Origin of the sequence: Halanaerobacter jeridensis, assembly GCF_016908315.1 — a bacterium.
GTDB classification, from domain to species: Bacteria; Bacillota; Halanaerobiia; order Halobacteroidales; family Halobacteroidaceae; genus Halanaerobacter; species Halanaerobacter jeridensis.
The window spans coordinates 122,523-142,855 of the sequence record NZ_JAFBDQ010000001.1 but is presented as its reverse complement, the minus strand read 5'-3'; the positions used below and the strand labels follow the sequence as shown (position 1 = coordinate 142,855).

The following is a 20,333-nucleotide window of genomic DNA, read 5'->3' as shown; positions in this document are numbered from 1 at the left end:
CTAATGAAGATGCTTGATTTCGACTTGATTTAAACCCTTAAATTGAGGTATTTTTTTAGAAATCGAAAGTAATTTCAAATCATCGTCTACTACTTCTTCTACAGTCTGCCACAGATCAGACACCTGAGCACTACTACGATACCTCATTAATAGTTTAGTAATCACTTCTTCTAATTCTTCTTCTTGCAGATCATCTAAAGCACCTAACTGCAGCAAACCACCTTGAACTTCAATATTAAAGTTAACTCTTTCTTTAATATTGAATACCCGCTGACTAATTTGGTTCTCATCCCAACTATCTTTCTGAAGTTCAGCCTTATCTTCTTCTCCCTCAGTTTCTTTTTCAGAAGCAAAAATAAATTCAAAGGCTTGATTAATCTCATCTATATTATAACCATCTTCTTTTAATGAATTAATTAATTTTTCACTATCTTCAATTTCTTCTCCCTCATATAATAATCTTTTTACTAACTGACTGATTATTTCAAATATATTCTCTTTCATTGATAACAACATAGCAATTATTATTACTATGTCTTCCTCCCTTCTAAATTATTGATTTATTAGACAAATTCTTTTTCCAGGTAATTGTTTTATTAATCCCATAATTTCTAACTGGGCCAAAATAGAATTAAGTTCCTTTGCTTTCATTGTAACATTAGATAATATTTTTTCAAATTGTTGAACCTCATCAGTTAATAAATTATAGACTCTCTTTTGTTGTTGATTCAATCTTTTTGTCTTAATTTCATCTTCTGCATCTTCTTCATTTACATCCTGCAGTAAATAATTCTCTAACATTAATTCTTCTAGAATATCATCTACATTTTGCACTAATTTAGCTCCGCTTTGAATTAACTTATTAGTGCCTTGACTTTGTCTTTTTCTAATATTTCCTGGGATAGCAAATACTTCTCGACCTTGACGTAAAGAAAAATTAGCAGTGATTAAGGCACCACTTTGCTGGGGAGCTTCAATTACTATTGTACCTAAACTCAAACCACTAATAATCCTATTACGAGCTGGAAAATGTTCTCTTTGCGGTTGAGTCTGTAATTGATATGATGTAATCACAGCTCCCTGTTGAGCAATTTTCTCTGCTAAATGATTATTTTCTGGAGGATAAATGTGATCAAGCCCCGAACCCAATATAGCATAGGTCATACCAGTTTGTAGTGCTCCCTGATGAGCTTTAGTATCTATCCCTCGGGCCAAACCACTAACAACTACAAATCCCATTTCTGCTAATTTTTTAGCTAAGTTATAGGCAGTTATTTTACCATACTCAGTACAATCACGAGTTCCAACTACTGCCAAACAAGGTCTGCTTACTTTAACTAAAGCACCCCTGTAATAAATTACAGGAGGGGGAGCATATATTTCCTTTAACAATTTAGGATAACATGTATCTTCTAAAGTTACAAGTTTTACTTTAGCTTTTTTTAACTTTTCTTTTTCTTTAGCAGGCAAGAAATTCTTTTTAGCTTTGATAATTTCTTGACTTAAAACTGAACCTATTCCTATGCTATTATTAAGTTCTTCTCTACTAGCCTCCCAAATACCTTGTGCATTTTGAAATTTTTCCAATAATTTCTTTATTTTAACTGAACCTAAACCATTAATTTTACTAAGCCAGACCCAATATAATTTATTTTCCACATTATCCCCCCAAAAAGTAATAAGTTTATCTTCTATCTAAACTCCGATATTGAATCGCCTCTCCTAAATGTTCGATAGTTATAATTTCTGTTGCTGCTAAATCGGCAATAGTGCGGCTTAATTTTAAGATTCGATCATAAGCCCGAGCACTTAAATGAAGACGATTAATAGCCTCTTTAATCATTTCTTCGGCCTTCTCATCTAGAAGACAATATTTTTCTACCGCTTTAGTATTCATTTCAGCATTATAATTTATACTAGTATCCTTAAAGCGCTGAGTTTGTATTTCACGAGCAGCTAAAATTCTTTCCTTGATTTCAGCTGAGGTTTCACCTTGACGATAAGTAGTTAACTCTTCAGCTTTTAATTGCGGTATTTCCAAATGAATATCAATTCTATCTAAAATTGGCCCAGATATTTTATGTAAATATTTCTTTCGTTGGTAAGGAGTACAAAAACATTCTCTCCCCTCAGTACCATAATAACCACAGGGGCAGGGATTTAAAGCTGCTACTAATAAAAATTCACAAGGATAAGTTAAAGTAATAGCAGAACGAGTTAGAGTTATTTCCTGTTTTTCTAGTGGTTGACGTAAAATTTCTAAAACTTGCCGCTTAAATTCAGTTAATTCATCTAAAAACAAAACTCCCCGATGAGCCAAAGTAATTTCTCCTGGTTGGGGCACACGTCCTCCTCCAACTAAACCTGCTTGAGAAATACTATGATGGGGATTACGGAAAGGGCGGGTTTTAATTAATGATTGTTCACTAGGTAATTTATCAATAACACTAAAAATTTTAGTTACTTCTATAGATTCTTCTTTAGTTAGCGGTGGCAAAATAGTCGGTAATCTTCGAGCCAACATTGTCTTACCGGCACCTGGCGGACCAATCATCACTAAATTATGATTACCTGCTGCTGCAACTTCTAAAGCCCTTTTAGCCTCTTCATGTCCTTTAACATCTTGATAATCAATCTGATACTCTCCATTTAATTGCCAAGACTCAGTAACAGGCTCAATTGCTTCTAATTCTTGATTAAAAAAATCGATTACATCTTCCAAACTTTTAACTCCTATAACTTCTATTCCTTCCACAACACTTGCCTCTTGAACATTTTCATAAGGAACAATAATCCCTTTTTTACCTTCATCTTTAGTTGCTAAGGCCATGGATAAAGCTCCAGTTATTCTTTTAATTGTACCATCTAAAGATAGTTCACCAACCAAAGTATAATCAAGTAATTTATTTTCTTCTACTACATCTACTGCTGCTAAAATCCCTACAGCAATTGGCAAATCAAAAACTACCCCTTTCTTTTTAATATCTGCAGGAGCTAAATTAACTGTAACTCTTTTCACTGGAAATTGAAAAGCAGAATTTTTAATGGCTGCTTTTACTCTTTCTTTAGCTTCTCTAACTGCTACATCAGGTAAACCCACAATATTAAAACTAGGTAGTCCTTGTGATAAATCAATCTCTACTTCAACTAAATATCCATCCACTCCAGTCACAGCATTACTATAAGCCTTAGCAAGCATTAAACCCTCTCCTTTGTCCAAAAGGCATTTTGTATCAACTTAATCTCTGGCTTAGCTTCTTCTTCGTTGATTAAAACAACATCAAAGCGAAAATCAAAGGGCACGTTACGGAATTTTAAATAATACTGGGCTGTTCTTTTAATTTTTTCTTGTTTAAATTTATCTATTTTATACTCTAGCGGCATAAATGATTGATCAGAACAGAATTTGACTTCAATAAACGACAAATAATTATTCACTTGAGCAATTAAATCTATTTCACCATAACGACAGCAAAAGTTCTTCTCTAATATTATGTAATCGTGCTGTTCTAAAAAGTTTTGGGCTAGTTGTTCACCCTGCCTCCCAATTTCTCTATTATTCATACCACTTGAACACTCCCTATTTAAATTTAATCTATATAAAGTTTCACTTTCAGTGAAACTTTATAGCTAGAAGTAAGTAGCTAGGAGCTAGTAGTTAAAAACATAAAATTAAATTCAAAGCTGTGAACTGTTTTATGGTTTTGAATTTACTACTAGCTACTAGCTTTTATCTACTAGCTAGTGGCACGATAGTGCCACTTTATATAGATTATTCTTTAAGTTAGTGTATCCAGAAGTGCCATAATTATACATGAGAAAATAGGAAATCAGGTACTTATTTTTATCTAATTGCATATAATATAAGTAAAGGCAGTTAGATATCTGACTGCCTTTTAATATAGATAGTCCCCTCCAAATTTCTGGAGGGGACTCTATAGTTTAGATGAACTATTAAACTTTAATATCAATTGAGCCAGAAGAAACCTTTCCTTTACGATTTAATACTTTTAATAATAATTTTCCTTCATGCCAGCCTTGCACCTTAACTTTTACTTCTTCACCAGTTTCTAAATCAGCTAAAACCTGGGCTTCAATTGCTCGGGGACCAAATTTAATAACTGCTGTTTCTTCTTTAGCCTCCAATACTATCCCTGTTAACACATCACCCTCTTTAACCATAGGATCACCTTCTACATATGTTTTTGAACAATCTGATAAGATTTGCGGTGAATATCACACGGGCCAAATTTTTCAAGTGCTTGCCGGTGAGATTTAGTACCATATCCTTTATGCCCAGCAAAACCATATTCAGGATACTGTTCATCATATTCTACTAACATTCTATCTCGTGTTACCTTAGCAATAATAGATGCTGCAGCAATAGATACGCTTTGACTATCTCCCTTTTCAATTCCAGCTTGCGGAATATCCACTTGAGGAATAGTTTCGGAATCAATTAATAAATAATTAGGCTGTACTCCTAAATCATCAACGGCTTCTGTCATAGCCTCATAAGTAGCTTGCAAAATATTGATCTCATCAATTCTATCTTGGTCAACAATTCCTACTCCTACTGCTTCAGCCTTTTGATAAATTATATCAAATAACTCTTCCCGTTTTTTTTCACTTAATTTTTTAGAATCATCTAAACCGGGAATATAAGTATCAGTTCCCAATATTACTGCTCCCGCTACAACTGATCCTGCTAAAGGTCCACGACCTGCTTCATCTATACCGCAAATCAAATCATAACCATCAGCTAATTTCTTCTTTTCATATTTACGCATTTCTTGATATTTCTCTTTTGCTGCTTGTGCTTTAGCTTTTTTTCTTTCTATTCTTTGAGCTATTTGCTGGACTCCTTTACGAGAGTCTGCTTTAAGCTGTTGCATTAATTGTTGAGATATGTTATTTAAATTATTAATTTTATTTTTAATCTCTTTAATTGTTAATTGCTCCAAATCCATTTTATGCTAAACCTCCTATTTTTTATTTTTGCAGACTTGGCGATGCCAAGTCTCTACATAAAATATTGCTTTCCTTGAAATTAAACCCTATTTTACTCGTTACTGCTTTATTGTCCCCTCCGTGTTTTTAAAATTCAAAAAACACTCCGTGCAGCCCCATTATCTCTACTTTCCGCTTTACTAACTGCACAATCTATATACTGCAATCTCCCCAAATTTCACTACCAGCTACTGTTCTTACTGTTTCACTGCCTTACTGCCTTATTGCTTAACTCTCTACTGGCGGCTGTTCTAAAGTAATTCGTCCTAATTTCCCTTCATCAAATTCTTTAAGAATTATTTTAGAAACCCGATTACGATCTACTTTTCCACCCGACTGTAAACAGCCTCGTTTCTTGCCTATATCAGCTACTAATTGATAAGTATCAGGACTAAGATGATCTAAATCATATCTTTCCTTTAATCGTTCCGGATTACTTTCTTGTAATATTTGCACTAACTTATAAGCTAACAACTCATTATCAAATCTACCTTCTTTAATTGCTCCACATAATGCCAAACGAACTCCAGCTTCTTCATCATTAAACTTAGACCATAAAACACCTGGAGTATCCAACAGTTCAAAACCTTGCTGCAATTTAACCCATTGTTCTCCTCTTGTAACCCCCGGCCGATTACCTGTACGAGTTTTATTTTTATTACCTAATTGATTAATCAACTGTGATTTCCCTACATTAGGTACTCCTACAATCATTAATTTCACATCTCTTTTCTTACGTCCTCGCTCTAATGCTTTAGCTTGTTCTTCTTGAGTTAATTGATCAGCTAAAGAAAAAATCTGCTTCACATTATTACCTGATAATGAATTAATAGCTAAGCTCGGTGCAGTTTCAGAAAAATAATCTAACCACTGTTTAGTCACCTGTGGATCAGCTAAATCCTTTTTATTTAAAGCAATAATTCTCTTCTTATCCTTCAGTACTTCATCTATATCTGGATTTCTACTACTTAACGGAATTCTAGCATCTAATAATTCAATCACAACATCAATTAAATTTAGTCTCTTTTTTATCTTTTTCTTAGCTTTGTCCATATGTCCTGGATACCATTGAATCGACATGAATATCTCCCCCAATAATTTTTATTCTATTTAACGGCCAGAAAATAATAAACGGATGTCCTACTATATTATCTTCTGGAACAAACCCCCAATATCTACTATCTTTACTGTTATTCCGATTATCTCCCAAAACAAAATAATTATTTTCCGGCACTTTAACTTCAGCAAAATCAGTGTAACTATCTTCTACTACATATTCTTCTTTTAATTGTTCTCCATTAACAAAAACTTTGCCTTCTTTAATTTTCACTCTATCCCCAGGAGTAGCTATCACTCGTTTTACAAACTTACGATCTGGTTCAAGAGGATAATTAAAAACAATAATTTCTTGCCGCTTAGGATCTCTAAAATTATAAATAAATTTATTAACTAATATCCTGTCACCAGGTTTTAAAGTAGGTTCCATCGATTCTGATGGAATATAAAATGCTTGCACTACAAATATAATCAAAATTATGGAAACCACAATTGCAATAGCAATTGCTTCTAATAGGTCTTGCATAATTTATCCTCCATTCTGATACAAAAAAGGGACAGGCTAAAAGCCAGTCCCTTATAACATTAGTTACTTCTTAGTATTCTTTTTTTCTTTAACTTGAGCTGCTTTTCCGCGTAGTTCTCTTAAGTAATATAATTTTGCTCTACTTACATCTCCTCGTTTGATAACTCTAATCTGGTCAATCTTTGGAGAATGTAGTGGGAAGATTCTTTCTACTCCCACACCAAAAGAAGTCTTTCGGACGGTAATTGTTTCACTAGCACCGCCACCTTTACGCTTAATAACAACACCTTTAAAAACCTGAATTCTTTCTGTGCCACCTTCTTGAACCTTATAGTCAACAGCCACAGTATCTCCCGGTGCGAAATCCGGATGATCGTCTCTCATTTCATCTTTTTCAATAACATCAACTAAATTCATTTTATATATATCCTCCTTGATTAGGCGTTCTTAACCACTTATTGGTTAGCGGACCGCCTGTTTTTGTACGCAAGTAATTATAACACACAGCTATAGTTTTTACAAGAGGATAATTTTAAAATTATCCTCTTGTAAAAACAGTTAAGCAGTATACAGTTAAACAGTTAAAATCAAATTCAAAACATAAACATAATCCAGTTAATCGTTTTATCTCTTATATTTCATAATATATTATGTCTCTCTTTAAGCAAATCTATTTGAATTACTAATTAAGTTCCCTTCGTGCAGCCCTAGACTCTTTAGTACTTACTAATAAAGAGTGTCCAAGCTACATCCTACTACCTCTGAGCCGGTCTAGTATAATTGCTGCTGCAGCCCGTACTGATAAGTGATTATAATCTCCAGGGCCATGAATTGGTTCTAAGATATAATCGGCTGAATTCATCATTTCTTCAGTTAAGCCCCAGCCAGTACCTAATAATACTAAAAATGGTTGTTCTTCTGTTTCTATCTTTTCTCGTAAGTTCTGATAACTAATTGTATTAGGATAAGTTCTAGCATCAGTGGTAATTACTACTGGCTTTTGACCTTCCTCGGCTTCAATTTTCTCAATTACATCTTCTAATTTACGAGCAGGTTCAATCACACTAAATGCTTCTTTTCGATCCGGGTTATATTCTCCACCAAAATCACTAGCCCAGTAATTAGTCATCCGCTGAACTCGATTTTGCTGTGAATCTAATCTATTGACTACATAATATTTTTTCACATCATAAGTCCGACTAGAGCGGGCAATATCATGTAAATCAAGACTAGTTACAGTAGTAGTAATCTCTTTCATATTCTTATTATAAACTTGATTATGTAACAGTGCTAAATAAAAATTATCTTCTGCCATTAAAAATCCTCCCTAATTAATCAAAAATTAATCAGTTTTTTTTTCTGCTTTTATCTCAGTTAACAATTCTTTTTCCTCTGCAGACAATTCCGCATCTTCTAATAAATCAGGGCGTTTGTTTAATGTCTGTTCTAAAGACTTTTTCTTCCGCCACTTATCTATTTTAGCATGATCTCCACTTAATAATACTTTAGGAACTTCTAAACCTTGATACTCTTGAGGTCTAGTATACTGGGGGAAATCTAACAAATCATTATAAAAGGAATCTTCCTGGGCTGATTCTTGACTACCTAATACCCCTGGTATCATCCTTGTTACAGCATCTATTAAAACCATTGCTGGTAATTCTCCACCAGTTAATACATAATCACCAATGGAAATTTCATGAGTTACTAATTCTTCTCTAATTCTATGGTCAAAGCCTTCATAATGTCCGCATAATAGAACAATCCGGTCTTGATGATTAGCAAATTCTTTAGCAGTGTCTTGCTCGAATTGCTGCCCTTGAGGAGTTAATAATACTACTGGGGTATCATCCTCTAAACCCAAATCTTCAATAGCTCTAAAAATTGGTTCTGGCTTTAAAACCATTCCTGCTCCCCCGCCATAAGCATAATCATCAACTTGTTTATGTTTATCTTGAGTATAATCACGCCAATTAATTAGATTAACTTCTAATAAATCTTTTTCCTGTGCTTTAGCTAGCATACTATTATTCAAAACTGGGCCAAACATTTCCGGGAATAAAGTCAAAATATCAAATCTCACTTTATTCTAACCCCGCCGGAACTTCAACTAACATCTTTTCTTCTTCTAAATCCACTTCTAAAATAACATCTTTTAGTGCTGGTAACAACATCTTATTGTCATCATTCTCTACCACATAAACATCATTAGCCCCAGTTTCCATAATTGTAGCTAATTCTCCTAGATATTCTTGGTTTTGATAAACATCTAACCCTACAATATCTTGCATATAATAAACATCATCATCTAATTCATATCTTTGTGACTTAGGAATCTTAATTTCAAATCCTTTATGCTCAATTGCTGCTCCAATATCATCAACATCAACAAATTTTAAAATTACATAGCCTTTGTGATAACGAATATTTTCTATTTCAACTTTTTTTTCAATTCTACCTTTACTTAATTTAATTCTTTCTAAATCTTCAAAGCGTTCAGGAAAATCAGTTAATGGTTTAACCCTCACTTCACCCTTATTACCTTGATGTTTAGTAATTTCACCGATAGTAACTAACTCCATCTTATCACACCCCTTAAAAAACAGTAATGAGTAACAAGTGAAGAGTAATCTGAATTCTCATTACTATTTTTAGTTATTCTAGTTTTGAACTCAAGATTATTTTATCTTTTATCTCTTTACTTCTTGCTCTTCACTCTTTACTATTCCCTGATTAATAATTACTTATAAAAAGGCTAGAGAAGAAATCTCTAGCCCTCCAATAAGTAATTTATTGTAAAATTTCTACTATAACTCGTTTCCCTTCTTTAGTAGCTGCTGCTTTTACTACAGTTCTAATTGCTTTAGCAATTTTCCCCTGCCGGCCAATAACTTTTCCCATGTCTTCTTCAGCTACATCTATCTCTAAAATAATAGACCGCTTACCTTCAACTTTAGTAATTTCAACATTTTCCGGCTGATCAACAATATTCTTAGCAATTACTTCTACTAATTCTTTCAAGGGAGCACCTCCAATGCTACTAAAGTTATTTCATCTCATCAAACTTTTCCATAATTCCTTGGTCACTGAATAAATTTCTAACTGTATCAGATGGCTTAGCACCATTTTGTAACCATTCTAAAGCTTTCTCTTCATCAAGCTTTACAGTTTCAGGTTCAGTAGTAGGATTATAATGTCCTAACTCTTCAATAAATCTACCATCTCTAGGCTTTCTAGAATCAGCCACAACAAATCTATAAGCAGGGTTTCTATTAGACCCCATTCTTTTTAATCTAATTTTAACTGACATATATCTTCACCTCCTTCAATAATTAAGATCAAGAATAATTTTTAGTTTAAGCAAACCCAAAAAATTTTAGACTTAAACTTAGTCCTTATATCTATCCAAAGAAAGGAAAGTTTCCTCCCCCTCCCATTTTACCACCTAAACCACCTTTTTGCATGTCTCCAACTTGTTTCATCATTTTTTGTGTCTGTTTAAACTGCTTTAACAGACGATTTACATCTTGTACTTCAGTACCGCTACCATTAGCAATTCTACGGCGGCGACTGCCCTTAATCATCTCTGGGTCCCGCTTTTCTTCTTTAGTCATTGAACTAATAATAGCTTCTATTTTATCTAACTGTCCTTCATCCATATCTAAATCTTTTATTTTATTTCCTACTCCAGGAATCATATTTAAAATTTCTTTAAAAGACCCCATATTTCTAACTTGCTCTAATTGATCCATAAAATCTTCTAAAGTAAATTCATTCTTACGCAGTTTTTCTTCTAATTCCTGAGCTTTCTTCTGGTCCATCTCTTCTTCGGCTTTTTCAATTAAGCTCAATACATCTCCCATACCTAAAATTCGGGAGGCCATACGATCAGGATGGAATGGTTCTAAGTCTTCTAACTTTTCCCCTACACCGGCAAATTTAATTGGTTTACCAGTTACAGAACTAATTGATAGTGCAGCACCACCACGAGCATCACCATCTAACTTAGTTAAGACAACACCATCAATTCCTAAAGTATCATCAAATTTATCAGCTACATTAACTGCGTCCTGACCAGTCATTGAGTCAACAACTAATAATATTTCATCAGGTACTACAGCTGCTTTGATTTGGCTTAATTCATCCATTAATTCTTCATCAATATGAAGTCGACCTGCAGTATCTAAAATCACTACATCATTACCATTTGATTCAGCTCTACTAATTGCAGCTTTGGTAATATCAACCGGGTCTTGTTTATCTCCCATACTAAATACTGGCTGATCTAATCTTTCTCCTAAAACCTGCAACTGTTTAATTGCTGCTGGACGATAAACATCTGCTGCAACTAATAATGGATCCTTACCATCTTTAATGAATTTCTTAGCAAGTTTACCTGCAGTAGTAGTTTTACCTGCACCCTGCAGACCAGTTAACATAATCACAGTTGGAGGATCAGAAGCATATTCAACTTTACTTTGAGCTCCCCCCATTAAATCAGTTAATTCTTCATTAACAATCTTAATTACTTGCTGTCCAGGAGTTAAGCTATCTAATACTTCTTTACCTACTGCTCGCTCTTCAACTTTACTAATAAAATTCTTAACAACTTTAAAGTTTACATCAGCTTCTAAAAGAGCTAATTTAACTTCACGTAAAGCACTCTTTACATCTTTTTCTGACAATTTACCCTTACCTTTTAATTTATCAAAAGTGTCTTGTAATTTTTCAGCTAACCCTTCAAAAATCACTCTAATTCCCCCTCGTGATGAGCTTTTAGTTCTGCTAGCAGTCTTTTAAACTCTGCAGTTTCTTCTGGGTTCAGCTTGGCACTAACTTGCTCAAGCTTATCATGCAGCGCTTCGATTTTTTCCTGCATAGCAAAGTAATATTCTGTCATACCCAACTCATCTTCATATCTCTCTAAAGCTTCTTCAGATCTCTTTAGGTTGTCAAAAACAGCTTGCCGACTAATCTCTTTTTCTTCAGCAATCTCGCCTAGTGACAAATCATGATAATAGTATAATTTCACAAATTCCTGCTGTTTATCAGTTAATAGAGAACCATAAAAGCTAAATAGTTTCCCTACTCTTACTACTTTTTTTACATTCAAACAAGAATCACCTGCAAATCGTGTTAAGTTCTTTTCCTTTACAGGTGATGATAATAACACATCTCTGTATCTTTGTCAAGAAAATTAAAAATCAAATAAAGCATCTACAAAGGATTCCGGCTCAAAGTCCTGTAAGTCTTCTAAGTCTTCTCCGACTCCAATTAATCTAATAGGAATACCTAATTCTTCTCTAATTGCAATTACAACTCCACCCTTAGCAGTTCCATCTAATTTAGTTAAGGCAATGCCATCAACATCTACAGCTTCATCAAATAATTTAGCCTGAGAAACTGCATTTTGACCAGTAGTGGCATCAAGCACTAATAAGACTTCTACTTTCATTGGGCCAGATTCTTTTTCAATTACTCGCTTTACTTTTTCCAACTCATCCATCAAATTAGATTGAGTATGTAATCTCCCCGCTGTATCAACAATCAACAAATCAGTCTCTTTAGATTTAGCAGATTGGACAGCATCATAAGCTACAGCAGCAGAATCTGCTCCCTCTTGGTGAGAAATAACTTCTGTTCCTACTTTGTTGGCCCAAGCTTCTAACTGTTCAATTGCCGCTGCTCTAAAAGTATCACCAGCAGCTAATAAAACATCTTTATCATCTTGTTTAGCTCGCTGTGCAATTTTACCGATAGTAGTTGTTTTTCCAGCACCATTAACTCCTACAACCATCAAAATTGTTGGCTGTTCATCATCTTCTTCTGTTTGATTTAACATTTCTAAAATATCATCCTGTAAGATATTGATTAGCTTATTGGGATCTTTTATTTTTTCTTCTCTTGCCTTTTCTTTAATATCATCCACTAATTTCATAGTTGTCTGTACACCAACATCAGCTTGAATTAATATTTCTTCTAAGTCTTCATATAACTCTTCATTAATTTTATCATAACTTCTAAACAGACTCTCAAGCTGAGATACAAAACCGTCTCTAGTTTTACTTAACCCTTCTTTTAAACGTCCAAATAAACTTTTACCATCGTCATCATCTTCTTCTTGAGTCTCTTCTATTTCTTCTTCAACCTCTTCTTGCTCTTTTTCTTCTTCCTCTTCATCAGAGCCTAATCCAAAAATCTTTTTTAACATTATGTAATCCCCCTTTTTCTTTAAGTTAAACAATTGAAAAGTTTAACAGTAAGACAGTGAAAATCAAAAAAACAAGCAACTTCATAATAGTACAGTCCCTGCTCCCACTATTAAAGTAAAACTATATTGGCAGGAGGATAAAATCATTTTTTATTATACAAGTTTAGACGAATCAAACTAGATTCAGGAGCGAAGAAACAATTTTATCCTCTCACCCGTAAGTTACACTTTATATAGACTTTATTTCTATTGTTTTACATAAATCAGTATATTCCTGCGCAATCCCAAAACGACGTTTTCTAATATCTGCTTCTTCATCAGGTGTCTGTGCTTCATAAAACTCTTGACCTAATTCTTCATATTCATCTACTAAATCCATTGCTTCTTCTAATAACTCAATCACTGTAGCTCCTTTGATTTCACCATTCTTATCATGGCCAATAGCTACTACTGGTCGTCCCCAAGTAACGGGACCAGCCATTGCATCTCCCATATGCATTACTCCTGTACCACCAGGATGAGTATGAACTATTACTACATTATGGGGAATGTGCTTAGTATAAGCTTCCCGTAAAGAAATTCCTGCAATATCTGTGTAACTCGAGGCTAACAAACGCGAAGGAACATAGCCCATCCCTCCTACTACTATGTCTCCTTGCTGCACAATATGACCATCTTTTACTTCTCCAATCGCTGCCACTTCTCGCCCCTGCTCTACATTAATTGATTTTTTTATTAACTTTTCAGCAAATTCTTCTTCAATCGAGTTTACTTCTACTGGCTTTACTTGCCATTCACTTTCAGATTTTGTTTCAACATTAACCTCAGTTTCTTCTAACTCCACTTGCTCTAATTCCTCACAGATTTCTAAATACTCTAATTTGGTTTTAGAATTTTCTTGCAATACTTCTCGTTCTTCTTCCATAGTTTTAGCAGTTAATCTTTTTAATTTTATTTCTTCAGATTTAGTTGTTAATTCAAACAAGTGCTCCTGAGGATAAATAATACCTACCCCTGCTACTTGGCCCATCTTAACTCCAATACTAACCAATGGTTGATCTAAAGTATTAATTCCTCCAGTTTCTACAATTAAGCCTGTTTTACCAGGGTTAGTAGTAATTAAAACAGCATTATCAGGGAGTTGATTCATAATTTCTAATAGTGATTCACCTTTTCTAGAAGCTACTTTCGATAAAATCTCACGATAAGGTAAACCAGAAACTCCACCATCAACTATCTCTGTAATAGAATCTATATATCCATTTTGATTAACAAATCCTATTACTCCTACTGCTCTACCTTGACTCAAATGATTACTTCTTGTTACTAATTTATTTACTATTGACTTTGCTATTCCTTTAACTTTCATATATTTTCTCTCCTTAATTTATTCTTAATAGTTAACTACTTCATCTAATTTAAGAGATACAATTTGTGATACTCCACTATTTTGCATTGTAATTCCATATAAAGTATTAACTGCTCTCATAGTTCCTTTTCTATGAGTGATCACAATAAACTGTGCTCTAGCTGCTAATTCCTGCAGATAATTAGCAAAACGATTAACATTAGCATCATCTAATGGGGCATCTAATTCATCTAAAACGTAAAAAGGACTAGGGTTAACCTTTAACAAAGCAAAAATTAAAGCAGTTGCAGTTAAGGCCTTTTCTCCCCCTGACATTAATGATAGTTTCTGCAAATTTTTCCCTGGGGGTTGAGCATTAATCTCAATTCCTGTTTCTAATAAATCATTTTCATCCTCTAATTTTAACTTTGCCTGTCCACCTTCAAACAAGTCTACAAATATAGTTTCAAATTCCTCTTTAACCTCTTTGAAAGTTGTTAAAAATTCTTCTTTCATTTCATTCTCAATTTCAGAAATTACTTCTTGTAGTGAATTTCGACCTTCAATTAAATCAGTATGTTGTTCTTCTAAAAACTCTAATCTCTTACTTAAATTCTCATACTCTTCAATTGCACCTAAATTAACTGGCTCTAATTCTTTCATCTTCTTCTTTAAATCTTTAATTATTTTCTCAACTTCCTGATAATTATCAATTTCTTCTCGTTCTTCAATCAAATCATAAACTTCAATTTCATACTCCTGCTTTAATTTTTCTTCAATGTTCTCTAAATTAACTTTAATTTCTGTTAATTTAACTTCATTTTGATTAGACTTTTCTTGCAGTTTATCTCTGCGTTCTCTACTTTCTTTTGATTCTTGTTGATATTGACTAATCTTTTTCTTAACTTCTGTTCTGTTTTCTTTTAAACTATCTAATTCTTTTTTTGCCTCAACTATTTTATCTTTTAATTCTTTTTTTTCTGCTATTAGTTCTTCTTTTTTACTTTCAATTTCTTTTGTTTTTTCCTTAACTTTAGTAATATTATTCTCTTCTTTAGTTATTTTTTCTTGCTTATTTTTCAAAGCCATTTTTTTATTCTTATATTCTTGAGCTAAACTTTGTTGTTCTTGCTCTAAGGAGGCAATTTCAACTTTAGTGTCTGTAATTTTATTTCCTAGTTCTTCTTTATTGGCTTGTAATGCATTAATTTCTTTTTCCAATTTATTGATTAATCCTTCTAAATCATCTTCTCCGGTAGTTAAACTCTCGAGTTCTTGCTTAACTTGTTGTTGCTGCTCCTTTAATTCATCTTGCTTTTCTTCTAAAGTATTAATTTTATTCTGTTTTTTATTTAATTCTTTCTTTAATCTTTTAACTTCATTATCTGCTTGTTGATAATCCTTGTCCAAACTCGTCTGTTCAAGATCTAGTTGACGAACTTCTTCATCGAGTTTTTCTATTTCTTCTCGCAATTTTTCTAGCTCTTTTCTTTTAGCAAAACCTTTGTTCTTAATATTCTCTTCCTGTTCATTTAAATCTTCTACTTCTGAAGATAACTCTTCGATCTGTCTTGAACGTCCTAATAAATTACTATTTTTATTTCTACTTCCCCCAGTCATTGATCCTCCTGGTCTAACAATTTCTCCTTCTAAAGTAACTACTTTAACTCGTTTATTAGCTGCTTTAGAAATTTGGACTGCTGAATCCATATCTTGAGCTACTATAATTCGGCCTAAGATATTTTTAATAGCATCTTCATATTGGGATTCATAATCAACTAATTTTTCTGCTACATTAATAGCTCCTTCAACATTTAAAGCTTGCTGCTCATTACTTCTCAAACTTCTAGGGTCAATTAAATCTAAAGGTAAAAAAGTAGCTCGTCCAGCATTGTTTCTTTTCAAATAATCAATAGCCTTTTGTCCTACTTTATTATCCTCTACAACAATGTTTTGTAATATACTTCCTAAAGCTACTTCAATAGCTGTTTCATATTTTTTAGGTACTTCAATTAATTCCGCCACTACCCCACAAACTCCTGGCAGATTATCACTATTTTGGGCATACTTTAATACTTTTTTTACACCCCGATAATAGCCTGAATAACTTTTTTCTAAATCTTTTAAGGTCTTTAACTTAGATTTTTTACGGCTTAATTTATCTTTGAGTTCATCATACTTATCTTTCAAATCATTAAATTCAGTAGTTAATTCCTCATTTGCTTCCTTCTTTTGCTTTAAATTTTGCTGCTGTTCTTCAAACTTCTTCTGCAGTTGAGATAGTTCTGTCTCATATTCTTCTTTTTCTTCCTGCTTTGCTGTTAATTCTTTATTGAGTTCCTCTTCTTCTTCCTGCAATTCTTCTACTTCGTGCGTATAATACTCTATATTCTGCTCTAAATTACTTAATTTATTTTGATACTGATTAATTTCATTAATATTAGCCAATTTATTATTTCTAATTTCTTCTCGACGCTGATTTTTCTCCTGTAATTTTTCCTTAATCTCAGCTAATTGATCCTGCTGATTATTTAGCACCTCTTTTTTACTTTTTAAATCCTTAGTAACTTCTTTCTTCTTTTCTTCACTTTTTTTAATTTCATCTTGCAGAGTACTAACTTCTCTTTTCAAGCGTTTTACCTCAGACTTTAATCTGTCCTTTTGTTGGGCTAAATTATTTTCTCTTTGCTCAGCTAAATCTATTTTATTACCTAACTTTTGTTTTTGATTCCGCTTTTGATAAAGCTTGTCCTGTAAATCATCGATCTCTTCAATCAAATCATCTAACTTTTCTTCTTCTTTATCTATTTTTAAATCATATTCATTTACTTTAGATTTAACTTTAGTTAATTTATAAGATAAGTCCTGTTTCGTTGCAATTTTTTGATCTAAATCTGTTTCCAAATCAGCATATTTATTTAATAATAAATCAACTTCATGTTCTTCAAGTTCACTGCTATATTCTTTATATTGTTTTGCTTTCTCGGCTTCTTCCTCTAAGGGCCCTACTTGACGCTTTATCTCACTAATAATATCTTCAATCCGCTGTAGCTTTTGCTGCGTATCTGCTAACTTTTCTTCAGACTCTTCTTTACGCTGTTTATGTTTAGTGATTCCTGCTGCTTCTTCAAATAAACGCCGGCGGTCAGCACTACCTTCATTTAAAACAGCTTCTACTTTACCCTGACCAATAATTGAATAAGCTTCTTTACCAATTCCTGTATCTAACAGTAGTTCTTGAATATCCTTTAGTCTACACCGCTGACCATTAAGCAAATAATCACTTTTACCATCTTTAGTCACTTTACGTCCTATTTTAACTTGGTCATAATCAATATCAAGTTCACGATCCTTATTATCCAAAGTTAAAGTAACTTCAGCTACCTGTTTAGGGCGACGGTCATCACTACCCGCAAAAATTACATCTTTCATTTTGCTACCACGTAATGCTTTAGCACTTTGTTCACCTAAGACCCATTTAATAGCATCAGAAATGTTACTTTTACCACTGCCATTAGGGCCAATAATCCCCGTAATCGAAGGTTCAAAATCAACCGTAACTTTATCGGCAAAAGATTTAAAACCCTTCATCTTAATATTCTTTAAATAAATCAGGTCCACCCCCTATTATAGTTTAGAATTTATAGTTAGACGTTTAAAATTAAAAGAAACAATACAATATTATTTTTGATTTGAATCAATTATTGCATTTTATCTAAAATTCATAATCTGAATTTAATTTTATTTAGCAACAAAGTCAAATTATATTTTACCATAAATCCTGATAAAGTAAAAGGTCAGCCACACAAAAAACCTATCCACAAACTGTAGATAGGTTAAAAATAGTTATTCTTTTTTATTATTTATCTTGGTTCAACGATGAATTTAATAGCTGTTCTCTCTTCACCATCAATTTCAATCTCTGCAAAAGCTGGGATACTAACTAAATCCATACCGTTAGGAGCTACAAACCCCCTTACAATAGCAATAGCCTTTACTGCTTGATTAATTGCTCCTGCTCCAATACCTTGTAATTCAGCTCTACCTTCTTCTCTTAATACAGCAGCTAATGCTCCTGCAACAGATTTAGGTTTTGATGTAGATGATACTTTTAATATTTCCATATATTTTCCCCCTTTTAGTTAGTCGATATTAGTCTACTATTATATATAGTATACTAGAGGGGAAATATTCATAAAGATTCAAACTTTTTAAATAATCAAGCACAAGCTAATTACACTTCTTCTTGTTTTATCTCCTGGGCTAAATCTTTTAACTGTTGAATTTCATTTTTATTTAGATATCTATATTCTCCTGCTTTTAACTCATCATCTAAGCTAAGAGGACCAATCTTCATCCGTTTAAGTTCTTCTACCGGATTCCCAATCGCTTTAAACATTCGTTTCACTTGTCGGTTTCGACCTTCATGTATTGTTATAGATACAATTGCTTTATTATTAAAATTCATCACTAACTCTGTTTCTGCTGGAGCAGTCCAACCATCACTTAATTTAATACCACGTTCTAAACTTTCTAATTTATTATCATTAGGTACTCCTTCTACAGTAGCTAAATATTTCTTGCCAATCTTATGACTAGGATGCGTCAAAGCATAACTGACATCACCATCGTTAGTCAATAATAATAACCCTTCTGTATCTCGATCTAATCGTCCTACAGGATATACACGCTGTTTGACATTGATCAAATCCATCACAGTTCGTCTATCTTTAGGGTCATCAACAGTTGTAATAAATCCAGCCGGTTTATTAAGTAAAATATAAACCTTCTTCTCTTTTTCTATTTCTTCACCATCAACCAAAATTTTATCTTGCTCAGGATCTACTTTAGTCCCTAATTCAGTTACAATATTCCCATTGACCATAACTCTACCTGCTTCAATTATATCTTCACACTTTCTGCGCGAATCAACACCTGCTTTAGCCATTACTTTTTGTAATCTTTCCATAAAAAATCACCTCTAATTACTTTTCTTTCCTATTATATCTTATTAAATTTAGGAACAATAATCAAACTATTATTAGAAATAGATTTGAATTCCTGTTAATATTTCTTGCCAAAATCGACTTCCTGTAGCTAATTCTACTCTTCTATCAGCTACTAAATCAATCTTATCCACTAATTCATTTTTTTGATCATAAAGAATTAATTCTCCTAATTTTTCTCCTTCTAATACTGGAAGTTTAACATTATCTTTATATTTTATTTTTTTTTGCAACTTAATCTCTCTCTCATTTTTTACAATCTGAAAAGCATTTTTAGCTGCTTTCAAGTTTAATTTCTGATTAGCAATTTCAACTTGATCTAATATTGCTCCTTTTTTTACTATACATTTTTTATTAAAATTATCAAATCCATAATGCAATAAATTTAATGAATCCTGCCATAATTGATTACTTTTTAGTACTACACTTATTAATTTTCTATCTCCCTGTTCAGCTGCAGCAACTAAACAACGACCTGCTGCTCTAGTGTAACCTGTTTTAACTCCTGTCACAAAATCACAACGAGTTAATAATTTATTAGTGTTCTTTAAAATTCGATCCCAACTATGTTTAGGCCACGAAATTCTCTTTTTAGGAGTCGCTACAACCTGAGCAAAAAAATCATTTTCTAAAGCATAACGAGCAATTTGTGATAAATCATAAGCTGTAGTTAAATGTCCTTCTTGCGGTAAACCATTAGGATTTTGAAAATTAGTATTTTTTGCCCCTACTTGCTTAGCTTTAAAATTCATCATTGCAGCAAAATTTTCTACACTACCACCAATATACTGAGCAATAGCTACAGCCGCATCATTCCCAGATTTTACTAATAAACCATAAATCATTTCCTTTAAAGTTAATTTTTCTCCCGCAGTTAAATAAATAGATGAGCCACCTTCATGAGCAGCTTCTAAACTAGCTGTTACCTCATCACTTAGATTTCCTGTTTCAATTGCTAAAATTCCCGTCATTATCTTAGTAGTACTGGCTGGAGGACGAGGTTGGTGAATATTCTTTCTATAGAAAATTTCTCCCGTTTCAGCATCAATTAAGATAGCTGATTCAGCCGTAACGAATGAAGCTGCTGTTAATTTAATAGGGATTATTAAAATTAATAATCCAACTAAGATTAAAATCAAATATTTTTTCATCATCTTCACCTCAGTATTATAGACT

At 33.0% G+C, this 20,333-nt stretch carries 22 protein-coding genes; all 22 read right to left on the bottom strand.

The genetic code is table 11. From position 1 onward, the window contains the following. A complete protein-coding gene (locus tag JOC47_RS00755) occupies positions 1-504 on the bottom strand; it encodes a DUF494 family protein (RefSeq protein ID WP_204700050.1) in 504 nt (167 codons plus the stop codon). A gap of 48 nt (positions 505-552) precedes the next feature. Beyond that, entirely contained in the window at positions 553-1,659 is a 1,107-nt protein-coding gene (gene dprA / locus JOC47_RS00750) for a DNA-processing protein DprA (protein ID WP_204700049.1), read from the bottom strand. Between the two features lie 25 nt (positions 1,660-1,684). Then, complete coding sequence (locus tag JOC47_RS00745) at positions 1,685-3,199, bottom strand: YifB family Mg chelatase-like AAA ATPase (RefSeq protein WP_204700048.1); 1,515 nt, start codon at positions 3,197-3,199, stop codon at positions 1,685-1,687. After that, entirely contained in the window at positions 3,199-3,564 is a 366-nt protein-coding gene (locus JOC47_RS00740) for a YraN family protein (RefSeq protein ID WP_204700047.1), read from the bottom strand. Before JOC47_RS00740 ends, JOC47_RS00745 begins: the two co-directional genes overlap by 1 nt. A gap of 390 nt (positions 3,565-3,954) precedes the next feature. Beyond that, the gene (locus JOC47_RS00735; protein ID WP_204700045.1) at positions 3,955-4,182 is read right to left on the bottom strand and encodes a hypothetical protein; all 228 of its coding nucleotides are present in this window, start codon (positions 4,180-4,182) and stop codon (positions 3,955-3,957) included. An 11-nt stretch (positions 4,183-4,193) separates the two neighbouring features. After that, positions 4,194-4,970, bottom strand: coding sequence for a ribonuclease HII (rnhB, locus tag JOC47_RS00730; protein WP_275579341.1), 777 nt, complete (start codon positions 4,968-4,970; stop codon positions 4,194-4,196). 268 nt (positions 4,971-5,238) lie between these two features. Continuing rightward, the gene (gene ylqF, locus JOC47_RS00725; protein WP_204700043.1) at positions 5,239-6,090 is read right to left on the bottom strand and encodes a ribosome biogenesis GTPase YlqF; all 852 of its coding nucleotides are present in this window, start codon (positions 6,088-6,090) and stop codon (positions 5,239-5,241) included. Beyond that, complete coding sequence (gene lepB / locus JOC47_RS00720; RefSeq protein ID WP_239550832.1) at positions 6,050-6,592, bottom strand: signal peptidase I; 543 nt, start codon at positions 6,590-6,592, stop codon at positions 6,050-6,052. Before lepB ends, ylqF begins: the two co-directional genes overlap by 41 nt. A gap of 63 nt (positions 6,593-6,655) precedes the next feature. Next, positions 6,656-7,009 (bottom strand): 50S ribosomal protein L19, encoded by a 354-nt coding sequence (gene rplS, locus JOC47_RS00715; protein ID WP_204700042.1) that lies wholly within the window; start codon positions 7,007-7,009, stop codon positions 6,656-6,658. Positions 7,010-7,337: 328 nt separating this feature from the next. Further along, the gene (locus JOC47_RS00710) at positions 7,338-7,907 is read right to left on the bottom strand and encodes an RNA methyltransferase (RefSeq protein ID WP_204700040.1); all 570 of its coding nucleotides are present in this window, start codon (positions 7,905-7,907) and stop codon (positions 7,338-7,340) included. Between the two features lie 27 nt (positions 7,908-7,934). After that, positions 7,935-8,675 (bottom strand): tRNA (guanosine(37)-N1)-methyltransferase TrmD, encoded by a 741-nt coding sequence (trmD, locus tag JOC47_RS00705; protein WP_204700039.1) that lies wholly within the window; start codon positions 8,673-8,675, stop codon positions 7,935-7,937. 1 nt (position 8,676) lies between these two features. Then, complete coding sequence (gene rimM, locus JOC47_RS00700) at positions 8,677-9,174, bottom strand: ribosome maturation factor RimM (protein ID WP_204700038.1); 498 nt, start codon at positions 9,172-9,174, stop codon at positions 8,677-8,679. 208 nt (positions 9,175-9,382) lie between these two features. Then, on the bottom strand, positions 9,383-9,613 hold the full coding sequence (locus tag JOC47_RS00695) for a KH domain-containing protein (protein ID WP_204700037.1): 231 nt from the start codon (positions 9,611-9,613) through the stop codon (positions 9,383-9,385). Positions 9,614-9,638: 25 nt separating this feature from the next. Beyond that, on the bottom strand, positions 9,639-9,902 hold the full coding sequence (gene rpsP / locus JOC47_RS00690) for a 30S ribosomal protein S16 (RefSeq protein ID WP_204700036.1): 264 nt from the start codon (positions 9,900-9,902) through the stop codon (positions 9,639-9,641). A gap of 91 nt (positions 9,903-9,993) precedes the next feature. Then, complete coding sequence (gene ffh / locus JOC47_RS00685) at positions 9,994-11,343, bottom strand: signal recognition particle protein (protein ID WP_204700035.1); 1,350 nt, start codon at positions 11,341-11,343, stop codon at positions 9,994-9,996. Further along, on the bottom strand, positions 11,340-11,705 hold the full coding sequence (gene ylxM, locus JOC47_RS00680; RefSeq protein ID WP_204700034.1) for a YlxM family DNA-binding protein: 366 nt from the start codon (positions 11,703-11,705) through the stop codon (positions 11,340-11,342). The genes ffh and ylxM overlap by 4 nt, the downstream gene beginning before the upstream one ends. An 84-nt stretch (positions 11,706-11,789) precedes the next feature. Beyond that, positions 11,790-12,803: a signal recognition particle-docking protein FtsY gene (gene ftsY / locus JOC47_RS00675; RefSeq protein WP_204700033.1), complete on the bottom strand. Its 1,014-nt coding sequence runs from the start codon at positions 12,801-12,803 to the stop codon at positions 11,790-11,792. Between the two features lie 229 nt (positions 12,804-13,032). After that, positions 13,033-14,172 (bottom strand): peptidase S7, encoded by a 1,140-nt coding sequence (locus JOC47_RS00670; RefSeq protein WP_204700032.1) that lies wholly within the window; start codon positions 14,170-14,172, stop codon positions 13,033-13,035. Positions 14,173-14,196: 24 nt separating this feature from the next. Continuing rightward, positions 14,197-17,772 (bottom strand): chromosome segregation protein SMC, encoded by a 3,576-nt coding sequence (gene smc, locus JOC47_RS00665; RefSeq protein ID WP_338035288.1) that lies wholly within the window; start codon positions 17,770-17,772, stop codon positions 14,197-14,199. A 242-nt stretch (positions 17,773-18,014) separates the two neighbouring features. Beyond that, entirely contained in the window at positions 18,015-18,275 is a 261-nt protein-coding gene (locus tag JOC47_RS00660) for a stage V sporulation protein S (protein WP_204700031.1), read from the bottom strand. Between the two features lie 110 nt (positions 18,276-18,385). After that, the gene (locus JOC47_RS00655; RefSeq protein WP_204700030.1) at positions 18,386-19,120 is read right to left on the bottom strand and encodes a pseudouridine synthase; all 735 of its coding nucleotides are present in this window, start codon (positions 19,118-19,120) and stop codon (positions 18,386-18,388) included. 72 nt (positions 19,121-19,192) lie between these two features. Further along, positions 19,193-20,308: a D-alanyl-D-alanine carboxypeptidase family protein gene (locus JOC47_RS00650; RefSeq protein WP_204700029.1), complete on the bottom strand. Its 1,116-nt coding sequence runs from the start codon at positions 20,306-20,308 to the stop codon at positions 19,193-19,195. Between the last annotated feature and the right edge of the window lie 25 nt (positions 20,309-20,333).

Coding starts and splice junctions, on each gene's coding strand:
- JOC47_RS00755 (WP_204700050.1), bottom strand. CDS start 504: ATGAAAGAGAATATATTTGAAATAATCAGTCAGTTAGTAAAAAGATTA.
- JOC47_RS00745 (WP_204700048.1), bottom strand. CDS start 3,199: ATGCTTGCTAAGGCTTATAGTAATGCTGTGACTGGAGTGGATGGATAT.
- JOC47_RS00740 (WP_204700047.1), bottom strand. CDS start 3,564: ATGAATAATAGAGAAATTGGGAGGCAGGGTGAACAACTAGCCCAAAAC.
- JOC47_RS00735 (WP_204700045.1), bottom strand. CDS start 4,182: ATGGTTAAAGAGGGTGATGTGTTAACAGGGATAGTATTGGAGGCTAAA.
- rnhB (WP_275579341.1), bottom strand. CDS start 4,970: ATGGATTTGGAGCAATTAACAATTAAAGAGATTAAAAATAAAATTAAT.
- ylqF (WP_204700043.1), bottom strand. CDS start 6,090: ATGTCGATTCAATGGTATCCAGGACATATGGACAAAGCTAAGAAAAAG.
- lepB (WP_239550832.1), bottom strand. CDS start 6,592: ATGCAAGACCTATTAGAAGCAATTGCTATTGCAATTGTGGTTTCCATA.
- rplS (WP_204700042.1), bottom strand. CDS start 7,009: ATGAATTTAGTTGATGTTATTGAAAAAGATGAAATGAGAGACGATCAT.
- JOC47_RS00710 (WP_204700040.1), bottom strand. CDS start 7,907: ATGGCAGAAGATAATTTTTATTTAGCACTGTTACATAATCAAGTTTAT.
- rimM (WP_204700038.1), bottom strand. CDS start 9,174: ATGGAGTTAGTTACTATCGGTGAAATTACTAAACATCAAGGTAATAAG.
- rpsP (WP_204700036.1), bottom strand. CDS start 9,902: ATGTCAGTTAAAATTAGATTAAAAAGAATGGGGTCTAATAGAAACCCT.
- ftsY (WP_204700033.1), bottom strand. CDS start 12,803: ATGTTAAAAAAGATTTTTGGATTAGGCTCTGATGAAGAGGAAGAAGAA.
- JOC47_RS00670 (WP_204700032.1), bottom strand. CDS start 14,172: ATGAAAGTTAAAGGAATAGCAAAGTCAATAGTAAATAAATTAGTAACA.
- JOC47_RS00660 (WP_204700031.1), bottom strand. CDS start 18,275: ATGGAAATATTAAAAGTATCATCTACATCAAAACCTAAATCTGTTGCA.
- JOC47_RS00655 (WP_204700030.1), bottom strand. CDS start 19,120: ATGGAAAGATTACAAAAAGTAATGGCTAAAGCAGGTGTTGATTCGCGC.
- JOC47_RS00650 (WP_204700029.1), bottom strand. CDS start 20,308: ATGAAAAAATATTTGATTTTAATCTTAGTTGGATTATTAATTTTAATA.